Source organism: Fundidesulfovibrio soli, assembly GCF_022808695.1.
GTDB lineage: Bacteria > Desulfobacterota > Desulfovibrionia > Desulfovibrionales > Desulfovibrionaceae > Fundidesulfovibrio > Fundidesulfovibrio soli.
On the sequence record NZ_JAKZKW010000021.1, the window covers coordinates 47,763 to 69,339 of the forward strand.

The window sequence follows — 21,577 nt, forward strand, 5'->3', positions numbered from 1 at the left end:
ACACTCCCCCTTACGCCTCCTCCCGCATCACCTCCCGCATGTGCTTCTCTCCGGCCTCGCGCAGCAGGCCGTCGATATCTTCCGTGAACTTGCGCCGGTACTGGGCCACCAGGGTCTCGTTGGTCATCACCATGTCCATCTGGCGGGTGTGCATCAGCAGGTAGCCGATCAGGCGCAGCCGATCGAGCATCAAATCTTTTGGCCCCTTGGCGTAGATGGCCCGCATCTCGTCGCCCTGCAGCTCCACCCGGAAGTTGTACTCCTCCAGCAGGTCGCCGATGAAGCGCGCCCGCCGGGTGCGGCGCTGGGTCTCGGCCGCGCCGCCCTTGAACTGGAAGCTCACGTAGTTCTCGTTCTCGCGGTCGTCCACCAGGGCCTCCACGGTGCAGAAGTGGTAGCCGAAGCGCGAGCTCAGACACATGTAGTGCTTCGAGATCATGAAGTAGTTGCCCTGGGCGTACTCGTCGCCCACCTGGGCCACGTTGGTGTTCACGGTGGAGTGCGCCACGATGTGCAGCAGGCCCTTGCCGTCCACCGGGGGCGGCCCCTGCCAGGGGATGGCGATGAAGCCGTCCCACAGGGAGTGCACGGGCTCGCAGGCGATCTCCTCCATGGTGACGTACTTGCCCTTGATGTCGTGGGTGAAGCCGTCGTCCAGGTTCACGAAGAACCACTTCATGGGCACGCGGTACTTGAGCTGCTTGGAGGCCCGCTTTGAGAAGTGGAAGTCCTGCCCGAAGCGGAACATCTCCGTGACGGACTTCTCGTGGCAGAAGCGGGTGATGTCGTGCAGGGTGCGGCAGTGTTCCGGGGCGAATTCCGGGGCGCTGGGGTCCAGCAGGTTGAGCGGGGCGATCACGTCCAGCACGTCGCGCAGGATGGCGTGCATGGGGGAGTGCGCAGCGGCGTCCACTTCGGCTGGCCGGGCCAGGGCCAGGAGCCCTTCCACCCGCCCGGCGTAGATGGCCAGGCCGTCGGCGTCCACGGTGACCTCCCCCTTGCCCGAGAGTGCGGCCACGGCCCCTTCCAGGCCCATCAGCGCGGGCACGCCGAACTCGCGGGCCACGTTGGCCAGATGCCCGGCGGAGCTGCCGCGCTCGGTGATCACGGCCGAGGCCTTGCCCAGGAGCGTGGCCCAGCGCGGGGCCGCCTCGGCGGAGAGCAGCACCCCCCCGGGCGGGAAGGTGAGCATGTCCAGGTCGCGGCTGACGCGGTGGATGGGCCCGGCGGCCACGCCCGGGCTGCCGGTGACGCCCCCAGCGAGCAGCGGCTTGCCGAACTGGCCCTCGGGCCGCGCCACGCCGCTGGCTTCCATCTGGCGCAGCGGCCTGCACTGCAGCAGGAAAATCTCGCGGGCCTCATCCATGGCCCACTCGATGTCCAGGGGCTCGCCGTAGGTCTCGTCCAGGCGGATGGCGATGCTGGCCAGGCGCAGGGCCTCCTCGTCGGTGAGGCTGGGCTCCTCGGCCAGGGCGCCGCCTTCCTCCTGGCGGCAGACGCCGGCGCGCGGGTCGCAGAAGAAGATGCGGTCCTTGTGGGAGATCTGGCTGGTGACCAGCCTGGGCGGGTCGCCGCGCTTGGCCACGAACAGGTCGGAGGAGACGGCCCCGTCCACCACGGTCTTGGCCAGGCCCCAGGCCGAGTGGATGAAGACCTCGTCGTCGCGGATGGCCAGGGGGTTGCGGGAGTAGGCCACGCCTCCGCTGCGCGCGTGGACCATGGCCATGCAGCCCACGCACATGGCCACGTCCTGGTCCGGGATGCCCTTGGCCAGGCGGTAGGTCACGGCCTGGGGGCTGTACTTGCTGGCCACGATCTCCTTGTAGGTGATGAGCATCTCTTCAGGGGCCACGTTGAGCACGCTGCGGAACTGCCCCGCGAAGGACTGGCCCAGGGCGTCCTCGCCCAAGGCGCTGGAACGCAGGGACACGCGCACCCCGGGGTAGGTCTTGGCCTCCAGCTCGCTGTAGCCAACGAGGATGGCCTCGGCCACGTCCGCTGGCAGCTCGGCGGAGACGATCATCTGCTGGATCTGGGAGCACAGGGGCAGGAGCGTGCTGTGGTCGTCGGCGCCCACGGCCTGGATCAGGCGGTTGATCTCGTCCCGGAGGCCCGAGTCCTCCATGAAGCGGGTGTAGGCCAGCGAGGTGATGGCGAACCCGGCGGGCACGGGCAGGCCCAGGCGGGTCATGATGTCGCCCAGGTTGGCCATCTTGGAGCCCACCTGGTCCGACATTTCGCGGCCCACCTTCTCCAGCGGCAGCAGCAGCTCGGTGGCCACGGTCTGGGGCTGGCGGGCGAGGATGGCGGTGATCTGGGCCTGGATGTCCTTCAGGCGCTCGAACAGGGCGTCGTACTTGCCCGGGGCGATCTCGGAGAGGTGCTTGACGATGCGGAACACGTTCACCGAGGCCGCCGTGGCCTGGGAGCGCACGAAGGACATGCCGAACACGAACTGGCCGCGCAGGGCCTGCTCCATCTCGGACATGATGGCCAGGGTCTTCTTGTTCGCCGTGAGCAGCAGGCGGAAATTATGGTAGCGCTTCTTGAACTCGGCCAGAATCTCTTCGTCCCCGAGGCGCTGGTGCGTCTCCTGGCCGAAGATATCGGAGAAAAGGGCCTTCAGGCGAGTGAACACGTGCGGCTCAACCGGTGAGGCACTTTTTCTTGTTGGCGTCCTGGATCTTGTAGAGCAGCTCGTCGAGCTCCACAGGCTTCATCAGGTAGTCGAAGGCCCCCAGCTCCATGCCGCGCATGGCCACTTCCACGTTGGCGTGGGCCGTGAGCATGAGCACCTCGAGGTCCGGCTTGAGGGCCTTGATCTTCTGCAGGGCCTCGATGCCGTCCATGCCGGGCATCTTCACGTCCAGGACCACCACGTCGAGCTCGTTGCCCCCGATGATGTCCAGGGCCTGCTGCCCCGAGTTGGCCAGGTGTACGGTCAGGCCGCGCCGGGCCAGGCGCTTGCCCAGTGTCTCGATGAATTCGGCTTCGTCATCCACAAGCAACAGGCGGCATGTTCTCACGGGCTGGTCCTCCAAAGGCGTTGAAGTTTGGACAATGACGGTTCCAGGCGCGAATTGCAAGCCGTTCGCTGCGACTGGCCTTTTGCACCGCGAGGGGGTAGTCAATCAGCCCCATGAGCCTTGAGATCATCATCGAAAACGTGCGCGTCAGCCGGGGCGCGAATACGCTTCTGGACGGGGCCGGCCTGCACTTGCCCCCGGGCGGGCGCGTGGCCCTGGTGGGCGGCAACGGCGCTGGCAAGTCCACCCTGTTGCGCGTGGCTCGCGGGGAGATCTGGCCCGACCAGCTCCCGGGCGGAGGCTACGCCGGGCAGCGCCTCTATGTTGTGGACGGCAGGACCACCCCCAGCCCCATCGAGGCCCGGCCGCGCATCGGCGCCGCCGGGGCCGACCTGCGCGACCTCTACCGCAGGCGCGGCTGGAACGTGTCCGGCTGGCTGATCGTGGTCTCCGGCCTGACCGACTCCCCCCTGGCCTCCGGGGCCGTGGGCGAGCCCGAGCGCCGGGCCGCCCTGGCGTCGCTGGAGCGGCTGGGCATCGGGGAGCTGGCCTACAGGCCCTTCCTGGAGCTTTCCCAGGGCCAGGCCATGGCCGTACTTTTGGCCCGGGCCGTGGTGCGCGGGCCGGAGTGGCTCTTCCTGGACGAGGCCGCCGACGGCCTGGACGCGCCCTCGCGCCGGGTTCTGCACGGCGTGCTGGAAGCCCTGGCGGATTCCGGCGTGGGCCTGGCCGCCGCCACGCACCACCCCGGGAGCCTGCCGGACCTGGGCTTCGAAGCCGTCTCCATGAGCAGGGGGCGCACGACGAAGCGCGGCCCGCTCAAGGCCGTGGCCAAGGCGCTGGCTCCGGCCATCCGCCGCGAGGAGCGCAGGGATGCGGCCAAGCCCGCAACCGAGGGCGAACCGCTGCTGGCCCTGCACGGCGCGACCGTGACCCTGGGCGGCGTGGACGTGCTCGGCCCGCTCGATTGGCGGCTGCGCCGGGGCGAGCACTGGGTGGTGGTGGGCCGCAACGGGGCGGGCAAGTCCAGCCTGGTGAAGCTGCTCTCGGGCGACCTGCACCCCTCGGCGGGCAGGGTGGACCGCTTCGGCCTGCCCGAGCCTGTGAGCCTGTGGGACCTGCGGGCCCGCCTGGGCGTGGTGGCCTGGGACGCCCAGGCCGAGCACCCCCGCGACACCACCGTGCGCGAGGTGCTGGTCTCCGGCTTCTTCGGCAGCTTCGGGCTCTACAACGCCCCGGATGCGGCCATGCTGGCCCGCGCCGCGGGCTGGCTGGAGCGGCTCGGGCTCAACGAACTGGCGGACAGGCCCATATCCTCCCTGTCGCAGGGGCAGGCGCGCAAGGCCATGATCGGCCGCGCCCTGGCCTTCGATCCGCAGGTGCTCCTGCTGGACGAGCCACTCGGCGGGCTGGACCCGCAGGCCCGGGCCGAGGTGCTGGCCCTGCTGGACGACCTGGCGGCGCAGGGCAGGCAGCTGGTGATGGTCACGCACAATCCGCTGGAGATTCCGGCCTGCGTCACCCACGCGCTGGTGCTGGAAGGAGGGCGGGCCGTGGCCGCCGGCCCGGCTGGCGAAGCTCTGGCCGCCTACGAATCCTGATTTCCGAACGATCCAACAGCAAAGGGGAGACCTGATGTCCAACTTCGATTGGGATGCGATCTGCGCAGTGGCCCGGCTGGCGGGCCAGGCCATCCTGGAGGTCTACGGCACCGAGTTCGCGGTGGAGATCAAGGAGGACAAGTCCCCTCTGACCCAGGCGGACCGCGCCTCCAACGAGGTCATCGCCCGCTCGCTCTCAGCCCTGCACCCGGACGTGCCCATCCTCTCGGAGGAGTCCTCCCAGGCGGAATACGCGCAGCGCAAGGGCTGGAAGCGTTTCTGGCTGGTGGACCCCATGGACGGCACCAAGGAGTTCATCAAGCGCAATGGCGAGTTCACGGTGAACATCGCCCTGGTGGAGGGGCGCAGCCCGGTGTTCGGGGTGATCTACGTGCCGGTAAAGGACGTGCTCTACTACGGCGGGCCCGGCATGGGCTCGTTCAAGATGACCGGAGGGAAGCGCGAACCCCTGCGCGTCTCCGGCCCGATCCCCGAAGGAGGGGAGGTTGTGGTGGTCGCCAGCCGTTCCCACCCGGACGAGCGTCTGGCTGGGTACCTGGAGCGCTACCCCAACCGGCGCGAGGTCAGCGCCGGGTCCGCGCTGAAGTTCGGGCTGGTGGCCGAGGGCAGCGCCAACCTGTACCCGCGCTTCAACCCCACCTGGGAGTGGGACACCGCCGCCGGTCACGCCATCGTGCTGGGCGCGGGCGGCAGCTTCCAGGCCATGGGGGGAGGGGAGTTCCTCTATAACAAGGAAGACCTGCGCAACGGCGGGTTCGAGGTTGCGGGCTGGAAATAGGGGGGTTGGTTTTCGGCGTCCGCCGCTCGGGGAGCCGGGCGCACCGCCGAGGCGATCAAGCTGCCGGGGCTGCGCCCCTATGGCGCAAGCGCCAGCGCGGGATCGCCACGTCGCTTCGCCCTCGCCCCCTCGCGCGGCCGCCTGTCGCGGGCGGAGGATGATGCGGAAGGCGGGTAGGGGGCCGACTGGGCGTCCGCCGCTCGGGGAATCGGGCTCGCCGCCGCAGCGATCAAGCTGCCGGGGCTGCGCCCCTCTGGCGCAAGCGCCAGCGCGGGATCGCCACGTCGCTTCGCCCTCGTCCCCTCGCGCGTCCGTCTGCCGCGGGCGGAGGGTGATGCGGAAGGCGGGTAGGGGGCCGACTGGGCGTCCGCCGCTCGGGGAATCGGGCGCGCCGCCGCAGCGATCAAGCTGCCGGGGCTGCGCCCCTCTGGCGCAAGCGCCAGCGCGGGATCGCCACGGCGTTCCGCCCTCGTCCCCTCGCGCGGCCGCCTGTCGCGGTGGTTGGTGATGCTCAGAATTTGGTACGAGCCAGGGAAGTATTATCATGACAAGCCTCGGGTTGACCGGGGCTTGTCGTCGTTTTGGAGGGCGAAAACAAGAAAGCCCCGGCGTGAACCGGGGCCTTCCAAGGAAACATCAGGGCAGAGATCTTACAGGCTCCAATTGCCCACGGAGATGCAGCTGATGTTTCGTTTCTGTCGGCGCGCAATACAAGCAAAAAGGCTTGGTCTCAATTTGTCGGGATGATCGGAATGACGAGCTTCAACACAATGATGGATGCGATCACTTCCGTGGCGAAAATCACGGCCTGCACTCCCTTGCCCGCTTTTGGCGGAATGAATGCGCCGATAAACAGGAAAAAGAAGAAGCTCAGGACGGTTGCCGCTATGAGCCCGCTGAAAAACAACCCGAATTGAGCCCATAGGCGCATGCTGTCCATCGCGCCCAGGATGTAAAACGATACGAACGTGACCGCGTATGCGATGGTCCTGCGGAACATGGGAATGATGTTCGGGGTCGTATCCATAGGTATGTCCGTATCATCTGGCTATTGAATGTCAACTTGTCATGGGGCGACGCGGGTTCAACGCGGGCAATCTACCAGTTCTTCCCCCTCCCGGCCAATTCCAGCCCGAGCATGGCCGCACCGGCCAAACCCGAGAGCAGAATCGCCTGGGCCAGCGAGAGGTAGAACAGCGCCGCCAGGGTGAAGACCCCGGCGGCGGCTGCTGTTGCGCGGAGCAAGGGGGCGAGTCTGATCACGGGCGGATTTCGGTGAGGCCGCCCATGTAGGGCACCAGTACCTCGGGTATGGCCACGGAGCCGTCGGCGCGCTGGTAGTTCTCCAGGATGGCCACCATGGTCCGGCCCACCGCCAGGCCGGAGCCGTTCAAGGTGTGCACGAGCTGGGCCTTGCCGCCCTTGGGCTTGAAGCGGATGCCCGCGCGCCTGGCCTGGAAGTCCTCGAAGTTGGAGCAGGAGGAGATCTCGCGGTAGGCGTTCTGGCCCGGCAGCCAGACCTCGATGTCGTAGGTCTTGGCGGAGGAGAAGCCCACGTCCCCGGTGCAGAGCGTGATGACCCGGTAGGGCAGCTTCAGGCGCTTGAGCACCTCCTCGGCCTGGGAGGTCAAAAGCTCCAGTTGCTCGTAGGACTCCTCGGGCTTGCAGAAGCGCACCATCTCCACCTTGTCGAACTGGTGCTGGCGGATGAGGCCCTTGGTGTCCTTGCCGTAGGACCCTGCCTCGGAGCGGAAGCAGGGCGTGTAGGCCGTGTAGCCCATGGGCAGGTCGGCCTCGTCCAGGGTCTCGTCGCGGTGCAGGTTGGTCACCGGGACCTCGGCCGTGGGGATCAGGTAGTAGTCCTTGAAGTCCAGGCGGAAGAGGTCCTGCTCGAACTTGGGCAGCTGGCCCGTGCCGCGCAGGCTGTCCGAGTTGACGATGTAGGGCGTGGCCACCTCGGTGTAGCCGTGCTCGCGGGTGTGCAGGTCGATCATGAAGGCCACCAGGGCGCGCTCCATGCGCGCGGCCCAGCCCCTGAGCACGGCGAAGCGCGAGCCGGTGATCTTGGCGGCGCGGTCGAAGTCGATGCCGCCCAGGCTCTGCCCCAGCTCCCAGTGCTCCTTGGGCGCGAAGTCGAAGGAGGGCGCCTCGCCCACCACGCGCACCACGGGGTTGTCAGCCTCGGACTTGCCCACGGGCGTGGTGGAGTGGGGGATGTTCGGGATGGAGTAGAGGAAGGCCTCGGAATCCTCGTCGGCCTTGCGGGCCTGTTCGTCCAGCCCCTTGATGCGCTCGGACAGGGCCGAGAGCCCCTCGAGCAGGTCGGAGGCGTCCTGGCCGGAACGCTTTCGCTTGGCCACCTCGGCTGAGGCGGCGTTGCGTTCGTTCTTCAGGGTCTCCACCTCGGCGAGCACGGCGCGGCGGTGTTCGTCCAGTCGGACGAACTCGCCCATGTCGAGCTGCATCTGGCGGTTCTCCAGGGCCTGGCGGACGGTGTCGATATTTTTGCGCACGAAGCGCACATCAAGCATTGGCGGCCTCCGGGATGGTTGTGTATTGTCGGCGGGTCTTACTTTGGGCAAAACGCTTCGGTCAAGCAGGGAGAGGCCGCGATGCAGTGGGAATTGAGAACCGAGATGATCGAATGGCTGGCCGGGCAACTGCTGGACCGGGGCTGGAGCCTGGTCACGGCGGAGTCCTGCACGGGGGGGCTCATCGGCAGCGAGTTGACGAACCTTTCAGGCAGCTCCGAGTGGTACCTGGGCGGCGTCGTCACCTACTCCAACGCCCTGAAGCAGAGCCTGCTGGGCGTGCCCGGGGCCGTGTTGGAAGAGCACGGAGCCGTGAGCCGGGAGACCGTGCTGGCCATGGCCGAGGGCGCGGCCTCGCGCCTGGGCGCCCAGTGCGCCGTTGCGGTCTCCGGCATCGCCGGGCCCACGGGCGGCTCGGAGGAGAAGCCGGTGGGCACCGTCTGGGTGGCCTGGGTCACGCCCGACACGCGCGACGCGGAGCTGTTCCACTTCGACGGCGACCGGATAGACATCAAGCGCCAGAGCGCACTCGCGGCCATCGCCGGGTTCAGCTCCCGCATGGATTGAAACAGGATCGTCACCAAGGCGCGCTAAGCATGGGGCCATGCTTGGCACAATGCGCGTCATAGCCGTCCTGCGCCGGATGCCCGGGGCGGGGAAATGCGCCGCGACGGTGCCCCCGCGGCATCCGCGCGCCGGGGTGGCGCATGGGCTGATCGCTTTGCCGGGCTTGTGAAAAGGAGAACAAGATGGGCAAGGACAAGATCAAGGTGGAAGGGGCCAAGGCCGTGGCCGAGGTCGTGGCCTACCTGGAGGATCTGACCGCCGGGATGCGGGCCGGGTCCGTGTGCATGACGGTGGGGCAGGACTGCATGACCCTCAAACCACGCGGCGTCATGGAGTTCAGCCTCAAGGTGTCGCAGAAGAAGGACAAGGAGAAGCTCTCGCTGGAAGTGGAGTGGACCCGGGCCGAGGACGTCAGCCTGAAGGTGGGCGGGGCCGAGGCCTGAGGGCCCTTTCGCCACTGGTTACCGAAGCAGCCCCTCCGGGGGCTGTTTCCTATTGGATGGCCTGCCTGGCCTCGGCCAAAGCGTGTTCGCCCTTGGTGGAGATCACGTAGCCCTTGAAGGTCTGCTCGCCGTCGGCCTTGAGGCGCACCTTGAGGATGTAGCCCCTGTGCAGCAGGTCCTCGAAATCGGTGGGGTTGTAGTGGCGGGCCTTCTTCTCGGGCATCATGCGCCGGTAGCGGGGCATGCGGCAGAAGTGGTGCAAATCCTCCAGGATGAGCAGGTGCTCGTAGGCCAGTTCCGTGCCGGTGATCTGGGCGGGCATCTCGGCGTTGCGCAGCTGCTGGTCCAGCAGGCGCTGCCCCTTTACGGTGAGGCGCAGCCCCTTGAGCTCCTTGCCGCAATCGAAGGTGAACTTGGCCCAGTCCAGCAGGCCCTGGTCCACCAGGTCGCTCACGTCCTCATCTCGGAAGAGGCAGGCGTGCTTGCGGGGCATGACCCCCTGATATTTTTCGATTTGCTGGAACTGTTCCACAGCTTTGAGGATGGTCGAGTGCTGTTGGGTGAGCAGCATGGTGCGTCCTATGGTTTCGCGGCGTACGGCGGATTGGGCGAACCCGTCGATCTGACAATATAGTGGCGAATGCGAAGCCTGTAAACCACATGCGCCGCCCAGGAGGCGGTTTTTCACGGCGGGGAGCCGCTTTCGGCCTTTTTCAATCTTTACAGGACATGGAGTGCGGGGTATGGGTGGTGGCGTTTGTGACGGGGCGAACAAGCGTTATCACCACACGCCGCATACCAGGGCAACTAATGAACACAGTCGAGACACTCCTGGCTGCGAACCGGGAGGCAATTGTCCAGCGGTGGCAGCACCTGATTCTGGACACTTATCCGCCGGAGACGGCCAAGCTCTGGAAGAAGAGCTCGGACCCCTACCATAATCCTGTGGGCGCGCGCATCCGGGAGATGGCCGGAGCCGTGGTGGACTATCTGGCCGCCGGCGGCGACAAGGCCGCTCTGGAACCTGTGCTCGACCACCTGGACGAGCTGGTGCGCGTGCGCGCGGTGCAGAACTTCTCCCCATCCCGGGCCGCGGGGTTTTTGTTCCTTCTCAAGAAGGTGCTGCGGGAGGGCTTCTGGCAGGACTTCGTCGAGGCCAACGCCTGGGACCAGCTGCTGGCCATGGAAACCCGCATCGACGGGCTGGCGCTCGCCAGCCTTGATCTCTACGCGAAATGCCGCGAAAAGCTCCATGAAATCAAATACAAGGATCTTGAGCGGTCGCAAGTGCAACTCCTTAAACGCGCCCAACTGATCGTGGGCATCGGCGAGGGCGAGTCGGCCGAGTAGGCCGGCCGGGCAAAAAGGTTCAACGCGAGGTGGAGGGTACATGGCTGGACTCGTAACCGCATTTCTGGCCGTCGTGGCGTTGGCTGCGGTGGCGGCCCTTGGGGCCGGGGCGGGCATGGCGAACGTATTTGGGATCGCCGTCCCGTATGTGGCCGTCGCGATTTTCGTGGCGGGATTCGTTAAAAAGGTGATCGGCTGGGCTTCCACGCCCCAGCCCTTCTCCATCGCCACCACCGGCGGCCAGCAACAATCGCTGCCGTGGGTCAAACAGGCGAAGTTCGACAACCCCTCCACCCCGTTCCAGACGGTCGTGCGCATGGCCCTGGAAGTGCTCTGCTTCAGGAGTCTCTTCCGCAACACCAAGCTGGACAACCGCCCCGAAGAGGGCCGGGTGGCCTACGGCTCGGACAAGTCCCTCTGGCTGTTCTCGCTCATGTTCCACTACAGCTTCCTGATCGTGCTCTTCAGGCACATGCGCTTCTTCCTGGAGCCCGTGCCCATGCTGGTCACCGGCGTGGAGTTCGTCGACTCCATCCTGCAGATCGCGGCCCCCACCCTCTACCTGACCGACGTGTTCTTCGTGGTGGGCGTCACCTTCCTGCTGGCCAGGCGCATCTGGGACCCCAAGGTCAGCTACATCTCCCTGGTCTCCGACTACTTCCCCCTGTTCCTTATCCTGGCCATCGCCCTGTCCGGCATCTACATGCGCTACTTCGCCAAAGTGGACGTGATCGCCATCAAGCAGTTGGCCATCGGCCTGGTGAGCTTCAAGCCGGTGATTCCGCCGAACATCGACTGGTCGTTCTACATGCACTTCTTCCTGGTGTGCGTGCTGTGGGCCTACTTCCCCTTCTCCAAGCTCATGCACCTGGGCGGCGTCTTCCTGAGCCCCACCCGGAACCTGCCCAACAACACCCGCATGGTTCGCTACATCAACCCCTGGAACGATCCCTCCATCAAGCCGCACAGCTACGCGGACTACGAGGACGACTTCCGCGAGAAGATGATCGAGGCCGGCCTGCCGGTGGACAAGGAAGCCTAAACCGCCCGGGGCTGGGCGTATTTCCACAAGGGAGATCGTATGTCGAAGATGGCGCCGCCTGAAGAAGTAATGAAAGTCGACTATTCCACGCCGGCTGAGCCGTGGATGGACGTCAAGCCTGAGTTCAAGCTCGGAAACTACTCTTACCCCGGCAAGCCGGATGTGCTCAAATATCTGGGCCTTCCCAACCCCAGGGAATGGGACCCCACCCAGGAAGACTGGAAGCTTCCGCCCGACTGGCGCGAGATCGTCACCGACGGCTTCCGCGAGCTTCTGAAGAAGTACCGGTCGCTGAAGGTGTTCATGGACGTGTGCGTGCGCTGCGGCGCCTGCGCCGACAAGTGCCACTTCTACATCGGCTCCGGCGACCCCAAGAACATGCCGGTGCTGCGCGCCGAGCTGCTGCGCTCCATCTACCGCGGTGAGTTCAGTGTGGCCGCCAAGATCCTGGGCAAGCTGTCCGGCTCGCGCAAGCTGGAAGAAGACGTGATCAAAGAATGGTTCATGTACTTCTACCAGTGCACCCAGTGCCGCCGCTGCTCGCTGTACTGCCCCTACGGCATCGACACCGCCGAGATCACCTTCCTGGCGCGCGACCTGATGAACCGCATCGGCGTGAACATCAACTGGATCCTGGAGCCGGTGGCCAACTGCAACCGCACCGGCAACCACCTGGGCATCCAGCCCCACGCCTTCAAGGACATGATGGACTTCCTGGTGGACGACATCGAGACCATCACCGGTCGCCGCGTCGAACCCAGCTTCCACCGCAAGGGCGCCGAGATCCTGTTCATCACGCCCTCCGGCGACATCTTCGCCGAGCCCGGCATTTACACCTTCATGGGCTACCTGCTGCTCTTCGACTACCTGGACCTTGACGTGACCTGGTCCACGTACGCCTCCGAGGGCGGCAACTTCGGCTCCTTCACCAACGACAAGTGGATGAAGAAGTTGAACGCCAAGATGTACCACGAGGCCAAGCGCCTGGGCGTCAAGTACATCATCGGCGGCGAGTGCGGCCACATGTGGCGCGTGCTCAACCAGTTCATGGACACCATGAACGGCCCGGCCGACTTCCTGGAAGTGCCCAAGAGCCCCATCACCGGCACGGTGTTCAACAACGCCAAGTCCACCAAGATGATCCACCTGGTGGAGTTCACCGCCGACCTGATCAAGAACGGCAAGCTCAAGCTGGACAAGAGCCGCAACGCGGGCATCACCGCCACTTGGCACGACTCCTGTAACACCTCCCGCGGCATGGGCTTCTTCGACGAGCCCCGCTACGTGCTGGAGAACGTTGTGGAGAAGTTCGTGGACATGCCCGCCCAGACCATCCGCGAGCAGACCTTCTGCTGCGGCGGCGGCGCGGGCCTGAACAACGGCGAGTTCACCGAGATGCGCCTGCGCGGCGGCCTGCCCCGCGGCAACGCCCTGCGCTACGTGCAGGAGAAGTTCGGCGTGAACACCATGAGCTGCATCTGCGCCATCGACCGCGCCACGCTGCCCGGCCTGGCCGACTACTGGGCTCCCGGAGTCCAGGTCACCGGCCTGCACGAGCTGGTGGGCAACGCCCTCGTCTTCGAAGGAGAGGAAGAGCGCACCATGAACCTGCGCCAGGAGGACCTGCCCGGTGTCGAAGGTTCCGAGGAGGATGAATAATGTACAACGGTAAATACATCATCCCGGGCCTGATCGTCTTCCTGGCCCTGGTGCTGTTCCCCTTCATCAAGGGCATCGGGCTTGAGCCCCTCAAGGTGGAGACCGAGAAGCCCAAGAACTCCAAGGAGTGCGTCCTCAAGACCGAGAAGATGCGCGACGTGCACATGGTTCTGCTGAACGAGTGGCGCGACGACGTGATCCGCAACGGCAAGAGGGTCTTCACCAACGAGTCCGGCAAGCAGTTCAACATGAGCCTCACCAACACCTGCATGGGCTGCCACGAGAACAAGGACAAGTTCTGCGACAAGTGCCACGTTGAGGTGGGCGTGAATCCCTACTGCTGGACCTGCCACAACACCTCGCCGCTGAAGAAAGAGGGGGAGAAATAACATGCAGCGCTCCAGACGCGACTTCCTGAAGCTGGCCGGTGTTTCGGCCCTGGGGCTTTCGGCCGGAACTCTGGGATTCCTCGGCGAGGGAGCCCAGGCAGCCGACGCCCTCCCCACCGCCACGGACTTCGCCAAGCCCGCCAAGGCCAAGCAGTGGGGCATGGTCATCGACACCGCCAAGTTCGACGACGCCCTGCACAAGAAATGCATCGACGCTTGCCACAACTACCACAACGTGCCGAAGATCGAAGGCAAGCAGGAAATCAAGTGGCTTTGGACGGAAGAATTCCACGGAGCCTTCCCGACCGAGCGCCCGGCCTTCCTGGCCGACGCTCAGGAACACCGCAAGTACCTGTTGCTGTGCAACCACTGCGCCAACCCCGCCTGCACCCGCGTGTGCCCCACCAAGGCCACCTTCAAGAACGACGAAGGCCTGGTCATGATGGACTACCACCGCTGCATCGGCTGCCGCTACTGCATGGCCGGCTGCCCCTACGGCGCCCGCAGCTTCAACTTCCGCGATCCCGGTGAGTTCATCGCCAAGGACAAGCTGAACCTCCAGTACCCCCATCGCACCCGAGGCGTGGTGGAGAAGTGCACCTTCTGCGTGGAGATGCTGGCCCAGGGCAAACAGCCCCTGTGCGTTCAGGCATCCGGCGGAGCCATGGTCTTCGGTGATCTGGAGGACCCCAAGTCCGAGATCAGGAAGGTGTTGAAAGAGAAGTACGCCATCAGACGCAACCCCAGCGCCGGCACCGAGCCGAGCGTCTTCTACATTCTCTAGGAGTGCTGCCATGATTGAAAAAGCCCTCAAGGGAAGCCCCCGCTACTTCGGTGCGCTGATGGTGTTTCTGGCCGTCATGGGCATCGGCGGCGGATTTTACCTCATACAGCTCAACAACGGCCTGCTGATCACCGGCCTGTCGCGCGACGTGTCCTGGGGATTCTACATCGCCCAGTTCACCTACATGGTCGGCGTCGCGGCCTCCGCGGTCATGCTGGTGCTGCCGTATTACTTCCACCACTACAAAGCCTACTCCAAGATGATCATCATGGGCGAGTTCCTCGCCATCGCGGCGGTCATCATGTGCCTGGGCTTCATCGTCATCGACATCGGCCAGCCGCAGCGCATGCTCAACGTGCTGATCAACTCCACCCCGCGTTCCGTGCTCTTCTGGGACATGGTGGTGCTGAACGGCTACCTGATCCTCAACGCCGTCATCGGCTGGACCAGCCTGATGGCCTACTGGAAGCGCGTGTCGCCGCCCACGTGGGTGAAGCCCCTTGTGTACACCTCGATCATCTGGGCCTTCTCCATCCACACGGTCACGGCCTTCCTGTACGCGGGCCTTCCGGGCCGCCACTTCTGGCTCACCGCCATCCTGGCCGCCCGCTTCCTGTCCTCGGCGTTCTGCTCCGGCCCCGCGATCCTGCTGCTGCTGACGCTGCTGGCCAAGCGCCTTACCGGGTTCGACCCCGGCAAGGAGGCCGTGAAGACCCTCTCCACCACCATCACCTACGCCATGTGCGTGAACGTGTTCTTCTTCTTCCTGGAAGTGTTCACGGCGTTCTACTCCAACATGCCCGGCCACATGGACCCGATCCTGTTCCTGTTCTCGGGCTTCGAGGGCCACACCTACATGACCCCGTTCATGTGGACGGCCTCCTTCCTGGCCATCGCCTCGCTGGTGCTGCTGATCCCCTACAAGTGGCGCTACAACCCCGACGTGCTGGTGCCCGCCCTGATCATGCTGGTCATCGGCACCTGGATCGACAAGGGCATGGGCCTCATCGCCGCCGGTTTCACCCCCAACCCCTTCGAGAAGGTCACCGAATACCTGCCCACCGGGCCGGAAATCATGATCGCCCTGATGGTTTACGCCCTGGGCGGCCTCGTGCTGACCATCCTCTGGAAGATCGCCCTGGAAGTCCGGGCCGAGGTGGAAGGCAGCCTGTAGGCCTTCCCTCAGCAGGACCCACCGCATCAGCAGGGGCCGTCCGAAAGGACGGCCCCTTTTTTTGTGCCGCGTGCGGAGGGGAGCTGCTGGCGGCGAGACGCGGATTGGGACATGGCGGTATCGCAGGTCGGCAGGAGGCGAAAGCGCCGTCTCGGCTGATGCTCGGCATACGGGTGCGGAGCGTCCCAGGGGCGACAAGCGTTCCAGACGTGCTTGAAGAGCGGGCAGTGTTCCTGCCAGGCCTGGAATCCAGGCGCAGGTCGGCCAGGCTGCCTTTGCGGGGCGAGGCGGAATTCAAGCCTGCGGATCACGTGATGCCGGCCAAAGCTGGCCGGATGCGGGGTCTAGGCGTGCGCCCGGGCGCTGCGCCTGGCGGCGGCGACGGAGCCCGACCTGTAGGGCAGGCGGATGGTGAAGCGGGAGCCCTGGCCAGGCGTGGACGTGACGTCCAGGGTGCCGCCGTGATTGCTGGTGATGATGAAATAGGAGACCGAGAGGCCCAGGCCGGTGCCCTCGCCAACGGGCTTGGTGGTGAAGAACGGCTCGAATACCTTGCGACGCGTGGCCTCGTCCATGCCCGAGCCGTTGTCCTCGACTTCGATGCGGGCCGCGTCGTTCTCGTGCGCCGTGCGCAGGGTGATGGTGGGCGAAGGCCTGCCCATGAGCGAATGCGCAGCATTGCTCAGGAGGTTCATGACCACCTGCTGGATCTGGGTCTTGGAGCAGGGAACATCGGGCAGTTCGGGATCGTACTCGCGGACGATGCGGATGTTCCGGAAGTCGAATTTCTTCTTCAGGTCGTAGTCCGTGGAGCACAGGGCCAGGGTCTTGTCCAGGAGGGCTCCCATGTCGGCCGGTGCGTTGTCCGACTCGCTGCGCCTGCTGAAGTCGAGCATGCCTGTGACCACGTGGGCCGCACGGAAACCGGCGTCGCGCACGCTGTCCAGGCTGTCCAGGATGCCCCTGGACTCCATGAAGCGGGCGATGCTCTCAAAGCTGCACCCGGCCTCCCGGGCGGCCTCGGCATTGACGGCCGACTCCTGCGTCAGACGCCTGCGCATGACCTGCACGTTCTGCAGGATGCCGCTCAAGGGGTTGTTGATTTCGTGGGCCATACCGGCGGCGAGTCCGGCCACCGAGATCATCTTCTCGGTCTGGACCATCATCTCCTGCAGGCGGCGGCGCTCGGTGATGTCGGCCGCGATCAGCAGCAGAAAACCGCTCTCCTTGGCTTCCATGCGGGCCAGCGTGCAGTCCAGCCGGAGTTCGCTGCCGCTGCCTGACATGTTCAGCTCGGCGCGCCGTGAGACGCCGTCGGCCAGCACGCGCTCGGCCAGGTCCAAGAGCCCGCTGCTCATCCAGGATTCGACATCGCGGAAGTCCCGGGAGCCAAGGGAGCCAATATCGAGGGCGGTGATCCCCGCAAGCACAGGGTTGGCCCTGACGCAGTGCCCCGTATACCCGTCGAAGACGCCTATGGCCACCGGGGAGTAGGCGAAGATGTTCTCGTTGAAGGCCAGGGCCTCACGCAGCGAATCCTCGATGTGCTTGCGGCTCGTTATGTCCTGGATGATGCCGAACACCATCCGGCTGTCCGGGTCGTAGTTGGCCATGGAGTGGATGTCCAGGATGGCGCCGTCGTCAGGTCGCTTGATCTTGAACTCGACGTTGTACGGCTTACCGTTGGTGACAAGGTCGCGCATCGCGTCGTCCAGCATGGTGCGGTATTCTGGCAAGGGCAGGCTCTGCACGGCTTCCAGGGTCATTTCGCCCGTCGTCATGCCGTAGATTGTGCGTGCGCCCTCGGAAGAGGTCACAATGCGGGTGCTCAGGTCGATCTCCCAGTTGCCGGTGCCTGCCACCAACTCGGCCCGGCTGAGCCTGGCCGCGCTGTCGTTGAGGGACCGTTCGGCCTGCTTGCGTGAGGAGATGTCACGGAAGATGCCTTCGATGCCGGCCACCGCCCCGGTGCAGTCGCGGTAGAGCTTGCTGCTGGTCGAGACCACCACCGGGATGCCGTCGCTGCGCACGAGAGAGACCTCGTAGTCGCGCACCTCACCATGCCGCTGGATGAGTTGCAGGAAAGCCTCGCGCTGCTCGGGGCGTTCCCAGAAACTGGAGTTGGGCCGCCCGAGCAGTTGCTCGAGCGTGTCGTAGCGAAGCAGCGGCAGCACGGAGGGGCTGAGCATGATCAGGTTCCCTGCCGCGTCGGTGCGGTAGTACACGTCCGGGATGTTCTCGATGACGGAGCGGTAGCGTGATTCGCTTTCGGCCAGGGCGGCGGCCTGGACGGCGTACTGCTTCTCGAAGCTTTTGAGCAGCACCCAGAGCATGCCGGAGATGATGATGACGTAGAACCAGCCCTTGAGGGTGCTCACCCAGCGGAGGATATCCGGGGAATCAGCAAAGAGCAGCATGGCGGCCTTGTCTGAAAAGAAAATCCAAAGCGCGCTTGCGACTGCGTATACGCAGATGATTCCGAGCGGCTTCAACCTGGGCATGGAGGCTCCATGGACGGGGCGGGCGTGAGTGCCGAGCAGTATCCACTATTGGCGCTGCCGCGTCCAGTCTTGATGGGGGAAAGCGCCGCCGGATGGGAAAAAAAGTCGGAATGAAAATTCCGTTCCGGCCAATCAAGGGGTGAGTCGCGCGCCATCCGCGCCATGGAGCCTGAGGCCGCTCCGGGCGATGCTCAATCGTCCTCGACCAGTTCGCGCCCCTCGCCCGGGTAGACGCGCCGGTCCTCTTCCGGGATTGGCTCGGCCTGAGGCCAGAACCCGGGCTGGGGCTCGCTGCCCTCCAGGCCGCAGGGCGGGCGGTGGGCGTCCACCATGCGGGGCCTGGCGCGAAGGTCCACCCCGGGCACGGGCCAGCTGAATTCGATGGCCACGTTGTTGGGGTCGAAGCTGTAGAGCGAGAGGATGAACCCGTGGTCCAGCACCTCGGAGGCCCAGAACCCGGCGGCCTCCAGCCTGGCCTTGAGTTCGAACAGGTCCTCCCTGTCGGCCACGGCGATGCTCACGTGGTCGAAGCCGAAGGGCCCTTTGACCGGCACCCCGTGATCCTTGTCGGGCAGGGGCTCCACGTGCGGCCATTCGAAGAAGGCCACCATGTCGCGTTCGGATATCTCCAGGAAATACTGGCGGTAGCCTTCCCGCCCCAGGCCTGCCACCAGGCGCATGCCCAGCAGGTCGCGCCAGAAGCGGATGGTGGCTTCCATATCCCCGGTGGCAAGGGCCAGATGATTGATCCCCGTGTAGCGCGGCATGTCGGTCCTGAGGCGGCATCCCTGCGGGGCGTGGTCACGTCCCCGCAGGGATGCGGCGCTGGTTTCGGTTCTTCTGGCTTGAATGGCTCGGCGGTCGGCAGGCCTTTTCTAGACGCCCGGCAGGCCCAGGGCCGCGGGGTAGAGCTGGCCGCTGAAGCAGACCTCGGCCGCGCCGCGCAGGTATACGTCGCCCCCGGCCAGGCTGACGCCCAGCACCTCGCCGCCGGTGGTGGTGACTTCCACCTCGGGGCCGGTCAGGCCCAGGCTGTGGGCGATCACGGCCGAGGCGCAGGCCCCGGTGCCGCAGGCGTAGGTCTCGTCCTCAACGCCGCGCTCGTAGGTGCGCAGCAGCAGATGGCCGGAATCCTTCACCTGCACGAAGTTGGCGTTGGTGCCCTTGGGGGCGAAGGCCTCGTGGAAGCGCACGGCGTTGCCCAGGCGCTTCACGTCCGCCAGGGAGACGTCCTGCAGGAAGACCACGGCGTGGGGCACGCCGGTGTTCACGAAGTGCACGGTGAGCTTCTGGCCCGCGGCGTCCAGTTCCTGGCCGGGGCGCAGGTCCGTGGCGGGAGTCAGGCGGACCTTCACCTGTCCGTTGTCCAGCACTTCGCAGGCCACCGGCCCGGCGTCCGTGGAGAGCACATGCGACTTGCCGGCCAGGCCCAGCAGGCTGGAGAGCTTGCTGGCGCAGCGCGCGCCGTTGCCGCACATCTCGGCGCGGGAGCCGTCGGCGTTGTAGAAGTGCCAGAGCACGTCGGCGCCGGAACCGGCCGGGGCCTGCTCCAGGAAGATCAGGCCGTCCGCGCCCACGCCGAAGCACTTGCGGCAGACCTTGATGGCCCACTCGCGCATGTGCTCCACTGGGAGGCGCAGCTCCCGGTTGTCGATGATCACGAAATCGTTGCCGCAGCCCTGCATCTTATGGAAAGCGACGCCCTTGCCCAGGGCGGAGACGGTGCACATGAAAACACTCCTTCGCGTTGTCGATGGTTCAATCTAGCAAAGAGCCGCCCCGCAGGGAAGCGGCGTTCCGGCACGGGTTTGGCAAACCTCCCCGCGATCCGACAGGATCGGAAATTATTGCCGGGGCGCGTCCCCCGGCCGGGAGTGAGCCATGGATGCAGTCACATCGTCCACAGCCAGCGATATGAGCTCTATTTTCCAGAGCATGATCCAGAAGCGCAAGCAGAAGCAGGAAGAGCGCATCGCCCGGGGCCTCGCCTCCGGGAAGCTGACCACGGACCAGGCCAGCCAGTTGGAGGGCCTGGAGGACCAGACCGGCCAGATGACCCAGCAGGCCCTTGCCGATGGCCAGATCAGCAACGAGGAGTTCAAGTCCATCATGGACTCCTACAAGTCCAACGGCCGACAGATCCGTGAGGCCTTGCACCCAGACCAGGCACGGAACGATTGCCATGGCTGTGATCACGCCAAGCCCCAGGATGCTTCGCAGACCGCCTCGCAGGCTGCTGCCGCCGACGAGTTTTACAGGAACCTCCAGTCGCTGGCCCAGGCCGTCATGACCTCGCGCGAATCCAGGCTGGATGCCCGCCTGCAGGCCGGGCAGGCCTCTGGCAAGTACAGTGCGGATCAGCTGGCCGAGCTGCAAAAACTGCAGGCCCAGGCCAACCAGTCCGTGGCTGGGGCCAACGCGGACGGCACCATCACCGCAGCGGAGTTCCTGCAGACCATGCAGGCCCAGAACGCCCTCAGCGGCAGCATGCGCCAGTACAACGCGAACCAGGGCCAGCAGGCCGTTGCCGCCGCCGTCAAAGGGGTCGCCGAGGCGGCCGCCGCGTACAAGCCGCTGAACGTGAGCGTCTAGCGGGCGGTCCGGCGAGCCGCCGGGCCGGAGAGGGTCAGAACGTCGGCGGGGTGCGCCCGCCAAAGGATCGTGATGCAGGCTGTAGCGAACCAATCCACGGCGTCCACCGCCTCGAAGCAGAGCAGCGCCTATCTGGCGGACATCACGGACCAGCGCAAGAAGCTGGACGAGAGCATCGCGGCGGCCACAAAGTCGGGTGAGCTGTCCGATGCGGAGCGCGCCGCGCTGGTCAAGATGGCCAAGACCACGGACGCCCTGCTCAAACGCTACACGGCCGACGGCAGGCTCGACGGCGCGGAGTACAAGCGCGTTTTGCAGAGCACGCAGAACGAGAAGGCCGCGCTGGAGAAGATGATCCCGTCCGGCAACGCCAAGCCCGCGAAGACCAAAAGCTCGGACAGGGCCGTGGCCAACCACGGCCGCACCGTCTCCGCCGTGCAGGACGCCCAGTCCAGGGTGGAGGGCGTGCTCAAGACCGTGAAATCCTACGGGAGCATGACGGCCGATCAGCTCAAGGATCTGGATACCCTGGCGTCCAAGGGGCGTTCACTGCTGACCGATGCCATGAAGGACGGCGTGATGACACGCGCCGAATATGCGAAGATTACGGACGCCCAGAGCGCCGTGAACAGGCAGATCAGGCAGTACCAGAGCCTCCCGAAGAAGGCCCCGGCGGCATCGGCCCAGGCCGAGGCCCAGGGCTTGGATGTGACGGTCTAAATTCCGCGACAAAGTGGGTAGCTTGGGTCCGGCTTCGGCCTTCGCAACGCCAGACCGTCCGCTGTATTTGAAGAACATCAGCCAGCCCGGCGTGCCGAAGGCCGAAGCCGGACCTGACGACATCGGAATCGCCTCCGGCGGGCAAAGAGGGCTCCGCCCTCTCTGCACTCTCCCGCCAAAGGAACTTCGTTCCTTTGGAATCCTGTATAGCTTCGCGTCCGGCATCGCCACCGTGTTCCAGCGCGGCGTTTCCGACGGTCGTGGGGCAGCTCTCCAGAACCAACTGCCTTGAATGAGGGCGGGAATGTTTCCCGCTGTGAACCGTGTTGTCTGGCCAGGGGGCCTGCGCAGCGAGGCGCTGGACGATATTCTTCCGATATATCGCCCAGCGCCTCGCTG

General features: G+C 65.6%; 21 protein-coding genes. 12 read left to right on the plus strand and 9 right to left on the minus strand.

Going from position 1 to position 21,577, the window contains the following annotated elements; all coding sequences use genetic code 11:
* Positions 1 to 10: 10 nt before the first annotated feature.
* Both MLE18_RS15040 and MLE18_RS15045 read right to left on the minus strand, forming a co-directional pair.
* Positions 11 to 2,638 carry a PEP/pyruvate-binding domain-containing protein gene (locus tag MLE18_RS15040; RefSeq protein WP_243439622.1) on the minus strand — a complete coding sequence of 876 codons (2,628 nt, stop codon included), beginning with the start codon at positions 2,636 to 2,638 and terminating at the stop codon, positions 11 to 13.
* A 7-nt stretch (positions 2,639 to 2,645) separates the two neighbouring features.
* Positions 2,646 to 3,026 carry a response regulator gene (locus tag MLE18_RS15045; RefSeq protein ID WP_243439623.1) on the minus strand — a complete coding sequence of 127 codons (381 nt, stop codon included), beginning with the start codon at positions 3,024 to 3,026 and terminating at the stop codon, positions 2,646 to 2,648.
* 113 nt (positions 3,027 to 3,139) lie between these two features.
* Between MLE18_RS15045 and MLE18_RS15050 the strand changes: the two genes are divergently transcribed.
* Both MLE18_RS15050 and cysQ read left to right on the plus strand, forming a co-directional pair.
* Positions 3,140 to 4,627 (plus strand): ATP-binding cassette domain-containing protein, encoded by a 1,488-nt coding sequence (locus MLE18_RS15050; RefSeq protein ID WP_243439624.1) that lies wholly within the window; start codon positions 3,140 to 3,142, stop codon positions 4,625 to 4,627.
* A gap of 34 nt (positions 4,628 to 4,661) precedes the next feature.
* Positions 4,662 to 5,426, plus strand: coding sequence for a 3'(2'),5'-bisphosphate nucleotidase CysQ (gene cysQ, locus MLE18_RS15055; RefSeq protein WP_243439625.1), 765 nt, complete (start codon positions 4,662 to 4,664; stop codon positions 5,424 to 5,426).
* A gap of 730 nt (positions 5,427 to 6,156) precedes the next feature.
* Here cysQ and MLE18_RS15060 read toward each other — a convergent pair.
* The 3 genes from MLE18_RS15060 to serS all read right to left on the minus strand — a co-directional run bounded on the left by MLE18_RS15060 (position 6,157) and on the right by serS (position 7,957).
* A complete protein-coding gene (locus MLE18_RS15060) occupies positions 6,157 to 6,453 on the minus strand; it encodes a hypothetical protein (RefSeq protein ID WP_243439626.1) in 297 nt (98 codons plus the stop codon).
* A gap of 71 nt (positions 6,454 to 6,524) precedes the next feature.
* Complete coding sequence (locus tag MLE18_RS15065) at positions 6,525 to 6,689, minus strand: hypothetical protein (protein ID WP_243439627.1); 165 nt, start codon at positions 6,687 to 6,689, stop codon at positions 6,525 to 6,527.
* Positions 6,686 to 7,957, minus strand: coding sequence for a serine--tRNA ligase (gene serS / locus MLE18_RS15070; RefSeq protein WP_243439628.1), 1,272 nt, complete (start codon positions 7,955 to 7,957; stop codon positions 6,686 to 6,688). The genes MLE18_RS15065 and serS overlap by 4 nt, the downstream gene beginning before the upstream one ends.
* A gap of 81 nt (positions 7,958 to 8,038) precedes the next feature.
* Between serS and MLE18_RS15075 the strand changes: the two genes are divergently transcribed.
* Together MLE18_RS15075 and MLE18_RS15080 are read left to right on the plus strand one after the other, a co-directional pair.
* Complete coding sequence (locus MLE18_RS15075) at positions 8,039 to 8,524, plus strand: CinA family protein (RefSeq protein ID WP_243439629.1); 486 nt, start codon at positions 8,039 to 8,041, stop codon at positions 8,522 to 8,524.
* Between the two features lie 182 nt (positions 8,525 to 8,706).
* Entirely contained in the window at positions 8,707 to 8,967 is a 261-nt protein-coding gene (locus MLE18_RS15080; protein WP_243439630.1) for an amphi-Trp domain-containing protein, read from the plus strand.
* Positions 8,968 to 9,016: 49 nt separating this feature from the next.
* Here MLE18_RS15080 and MLE18_RS15085 read toward each other — a convergent pair whose 3' ends face one another.
* Positions 9,017 to 9,538: a hypothetical protein gene (locus tag MLE18_RS15085; RefSeq protein WP_243439631.1), complete on the minus strand. Its 522-nt coding sequence runs from the start codon at positions 9,536 to 9,538 to the stop codon at positions 9,017 to 9,019.
* 239 nt (positions 9,539 to 9,777) lie between these two features.
* Here MLE18_RS15085 and MLE18_RS15090 point away from each other — a divergent pair, with 239 nt between their 5' ends.
* From MLE18_RS15090 to dsrP, 6 genes are read left to right on the plus strand one after another with little or no spacing between them, the layout of a single operon-like run.
* Positions 9,778 to 10,317 carry an RsbRD N-terminal domain-containing protein gene (locus tag MLE18_RS15090; protein WP_243439632.1) on the plus strand — a complete coding sequence of 180 codons (540 nt, stop codon included), beginning with the start codon at positions 9,778 to 9,780 and terminating at the stop codon, positions 10,315 to 10,317.
* 40 nt (positions 10,318 to 10,357) lie between these two features.
* Positions 10,358 to 11,359 (plus strand): sulfate reduction electron transfer complex DsrMKJOP subunit DsrM, encoded by a 1,002-nt coding sequence (dsrM, locus tag MLE18_RS15095; protein WP_243439633.1) that lies wholly within the window; start codon positions 10,358 to 10,360, stop codon positions 11,357 to 11,359.
* A 39-nt stretch (positions 11,360 to 11,398) separates the two neighbouring features.
* A complete protein-coding gene (gene dsrK, locus MLE18_RS15100; RefSeq protein WP_243439634.1) occupies positions 11,399 to 13,018 on the plus strand; it encodes a sulfate reduction electron transfer complex DsrMKJOP subunit DsrK in 1,620 nt (539 codons plus the stop codon).
* On the plus strand, positions 13,018 to 13,407 hold the full coding sequence (dsrJ, locus tag MLE18_RS15105; RefSeq protein WP_243439635.1) for a sulfate reduction electron transfer complex DsrMKJOP subunit DsrJ: 390 nt from the start codon (positions 13,018 to 13,020) through the stop codon (positions 13,405 to 13,407). Before dsrK ends, dsrJ begins: the two co-directional genes overlap by 1 nt.
* A gap of 1 nt (position 13,408) precedes the next feature.
* Complete coding sequence (dsrO, locus tag MLE18_RS15110) at positions 13,409 to 14,191, plus strand: sulfate reduction electron transfer complex DsrMKJOP subunit DsrO (protein WP_243439636.1); 783 nt, start codon at positions 13,409 to 13,411, stop codon at positions 14,189 to 14,191.
* Between the two features lie 10 nt (positions 14,192 to 14,201).
* Positions 14,202 to 15,365 carry a sulfate reduction electron transfer complex DsrMKJOP subunit DsrP gene (dsrP, locus tag MLE18_RS15115; RefSeq protein ID WP_243439637.1) on the plus strand — a complete coding sequence of 388 codons (1,164 nt, stop codon included), beginning with the start codon at positions 14,202 to 14,204 and terminating at the stop codon, positions 15,363 to 15,365.
* 344 nt (positions 15,366 to 15,709) lie between these two features.
* On the opposite strand, the gene MLE18_RS15120 is transcribed toward dsrP, so the two are convergent.
* The 3 genes from MLE18_RS15120 to dapF all read right to left on the minus strand — a co-directional run bounded on the left by MLE18_RS15120 (position 15,710) and on the right by dapF (position 19,596).
* A complete protein-coding gene (locus MLE18_RS15120; protein ID WP_243439638.1) occupies positions 15,710 to 17,782 on the minus strand; it encodes a PAS domain-containing sensor histidine kinase in 2,073 nt (690 codons plus the stop codon).
* A 275-nt stretch (positions 17,783 to 18,057) separates the two neighbouring features.
* Entirely contained in the window at positions 18,058 to 18,633 is a 576-nt protein-coding gene (locus MLE18_RS15125; RefSeq protein WP_243439639.1) for a VOC family protein, read from the minus strand.
* A gap of 108 nt (positions 18,634 to 18,741) precedes the next feature.
* Entirely contained in the window at positions 18,742 to 19,596 is an 855-nt protein-coding gene (gene dapF, locus MLE18_RS15130) for a diaminopimelate epimerase (RefSeq protein ID WP_243439640.1), read from the minus strand.
* A 184-nt stretch (positions 19,597 to 19,780) separates the two neighbouring features.
* Here dapF and MLE18_RS15135 point away from each other — a divergent pair, with 184 nt between their 5' ends.
* Positions 19,781 to 20,458, plus strand: a complete 678-nt coding sequence (locus tag MLE18_RS15135; RefSeq protein WP_243439641.1) for a hypothetical protein — start codon at positions 19,781 to 19,783, stop codon at positions 20,456 to 20,458.
* Between the two features lie 72 nt (positions 20,459 to 20,530).
* Positions 20,531 to 21,178 (plus strand): hypothetical protein, encoded by a 648-nt coding sequence (locus tag MLE18_RS15140; protein WP_243439642.1) that lies wholly within the window; start codon positions 20,531 to 20,533, stop codon positions 21,176 to 21,178.
* Positions 21,179 to 21,577 lie beyond the last annotated feature (399 nt).

Coding starts and splice junctions, on each gene's coding strand:
- MLE18_RS15090 (WP_243439632.1), top strand. CDS start 9,778: ATGAACACAGTCGAGACACTCCTGGCTGCGAACCGGGAGGCAATTGTC.
- MLE18_RS15120 (WP_243439638.1), bottom strand. CDS start 17,782: ATGCTGCTCTTTGCTGATTCCCCGGATATCCTCCGCTGGGTGAGCACC.
- MLE18_RS15075 (WP_243439629.1), top strand. CDS start 8,039: ATGCAGTGGGAATTGAGAACCGAGATGATCGAATGGCTGGCCGGGCAA.
- MLE18_RS15080 (WP_243439630.1), top strand. CDS start 8,707: ATGGGCAAGGACAAGATCAAGGTGGAAGGGGCCAAGGCCGTGGCCGAG.
- dsrK (WP_243439634.1), top strand. CDS start 11,399: ATGTCGAAGATGGCGCCGCCTGAAGAAGTAATGAAAGTCGACTATTCC.
- MLE18_RS15085 (WP_243439631.1), bottom strand. CDS start 9,538: ATGCTGCTCACCCAACAGCACTCGACCATCCTCAAAGCTGTGGAACAG.
- MLE18_RS15050 (WP_243439624.1), top strand. CDS start 3,140: ATGAGCCTTGAGATCATCATCGAAAACGTGCGCGTCAGCCGGGGCGCG.
- cysQ (WP_243439625.1), top strand. CDS start 4,662: ATGTCCAACTTCGATTGGGATGCGATCTGCGCAGTGGCCCGGCTGGCG.
- MLE18_RS15140 (WP_243439642.1), top strand. CDS start 20,531: ATGCAGGCTGTAGCGAACCAATCCACGGCGTCCACCGCCTCGAAGCAG.
- serS (WP_243439628.1), bottom strand. CDS start 7,957: ATGCTTGATGTGCGCTTCGTGCGCAAAAATATCGACACCGTCCGCCAG.
- MLE18_RS15135 (WP_243439641.1), top strand. CDS start 19,781: ATGAGCTCTATTTTCCAGAGCATGATCCAGAAGCGCAAGCAGAAGCAG.
- dapF (WP_243439640.1), bottom strand. CDS start 19,596: ATGTGCACCGTCTCCGCCCTGGGCAAGGGCGTCGCTTTCCATAAGATG.
- MLE18_RS15060 (WP_243439626.1), bottom strand. CDS start 6,453: ATGGATACGACCCCGAACATCATTCCCATGTTCCGCAGGACCATCGCA.
- dsrM (WP_243439633.1), top strand. CDS start 10,358: ATGGCTGGACTCGTAACCGCATTTCTGGCCGTCGTGGCGTTGGCTGCG.
- dsrP (WP_243439637.1), top strand. CDS start 14,202: ATGATTGAAAAAGCCCTCAAGGGAAGCCCCCGCTACTTCGGTGCGCTG.
- dsrO (WP_243439636.1), top strand. CDS start 13,409: ATGCAGCGCTCCAGACGCGACTTCCTGAAGCTGGCCGGTGTTTCGGCC.
- dsrJ (WP_243439635.1), top strand. CDS start 13,018: ATGTACAACGGTAAATACATCATCCCGGGCCTGATCGTCTTCCTGGCC.
- MLE18_RS15125 (WP_243439639.1), bottom strand. CDS start 18,633: ATGCCGCGCTACACGGGGATCAATCATCTGGCCCTTGCCACCGGGGAT.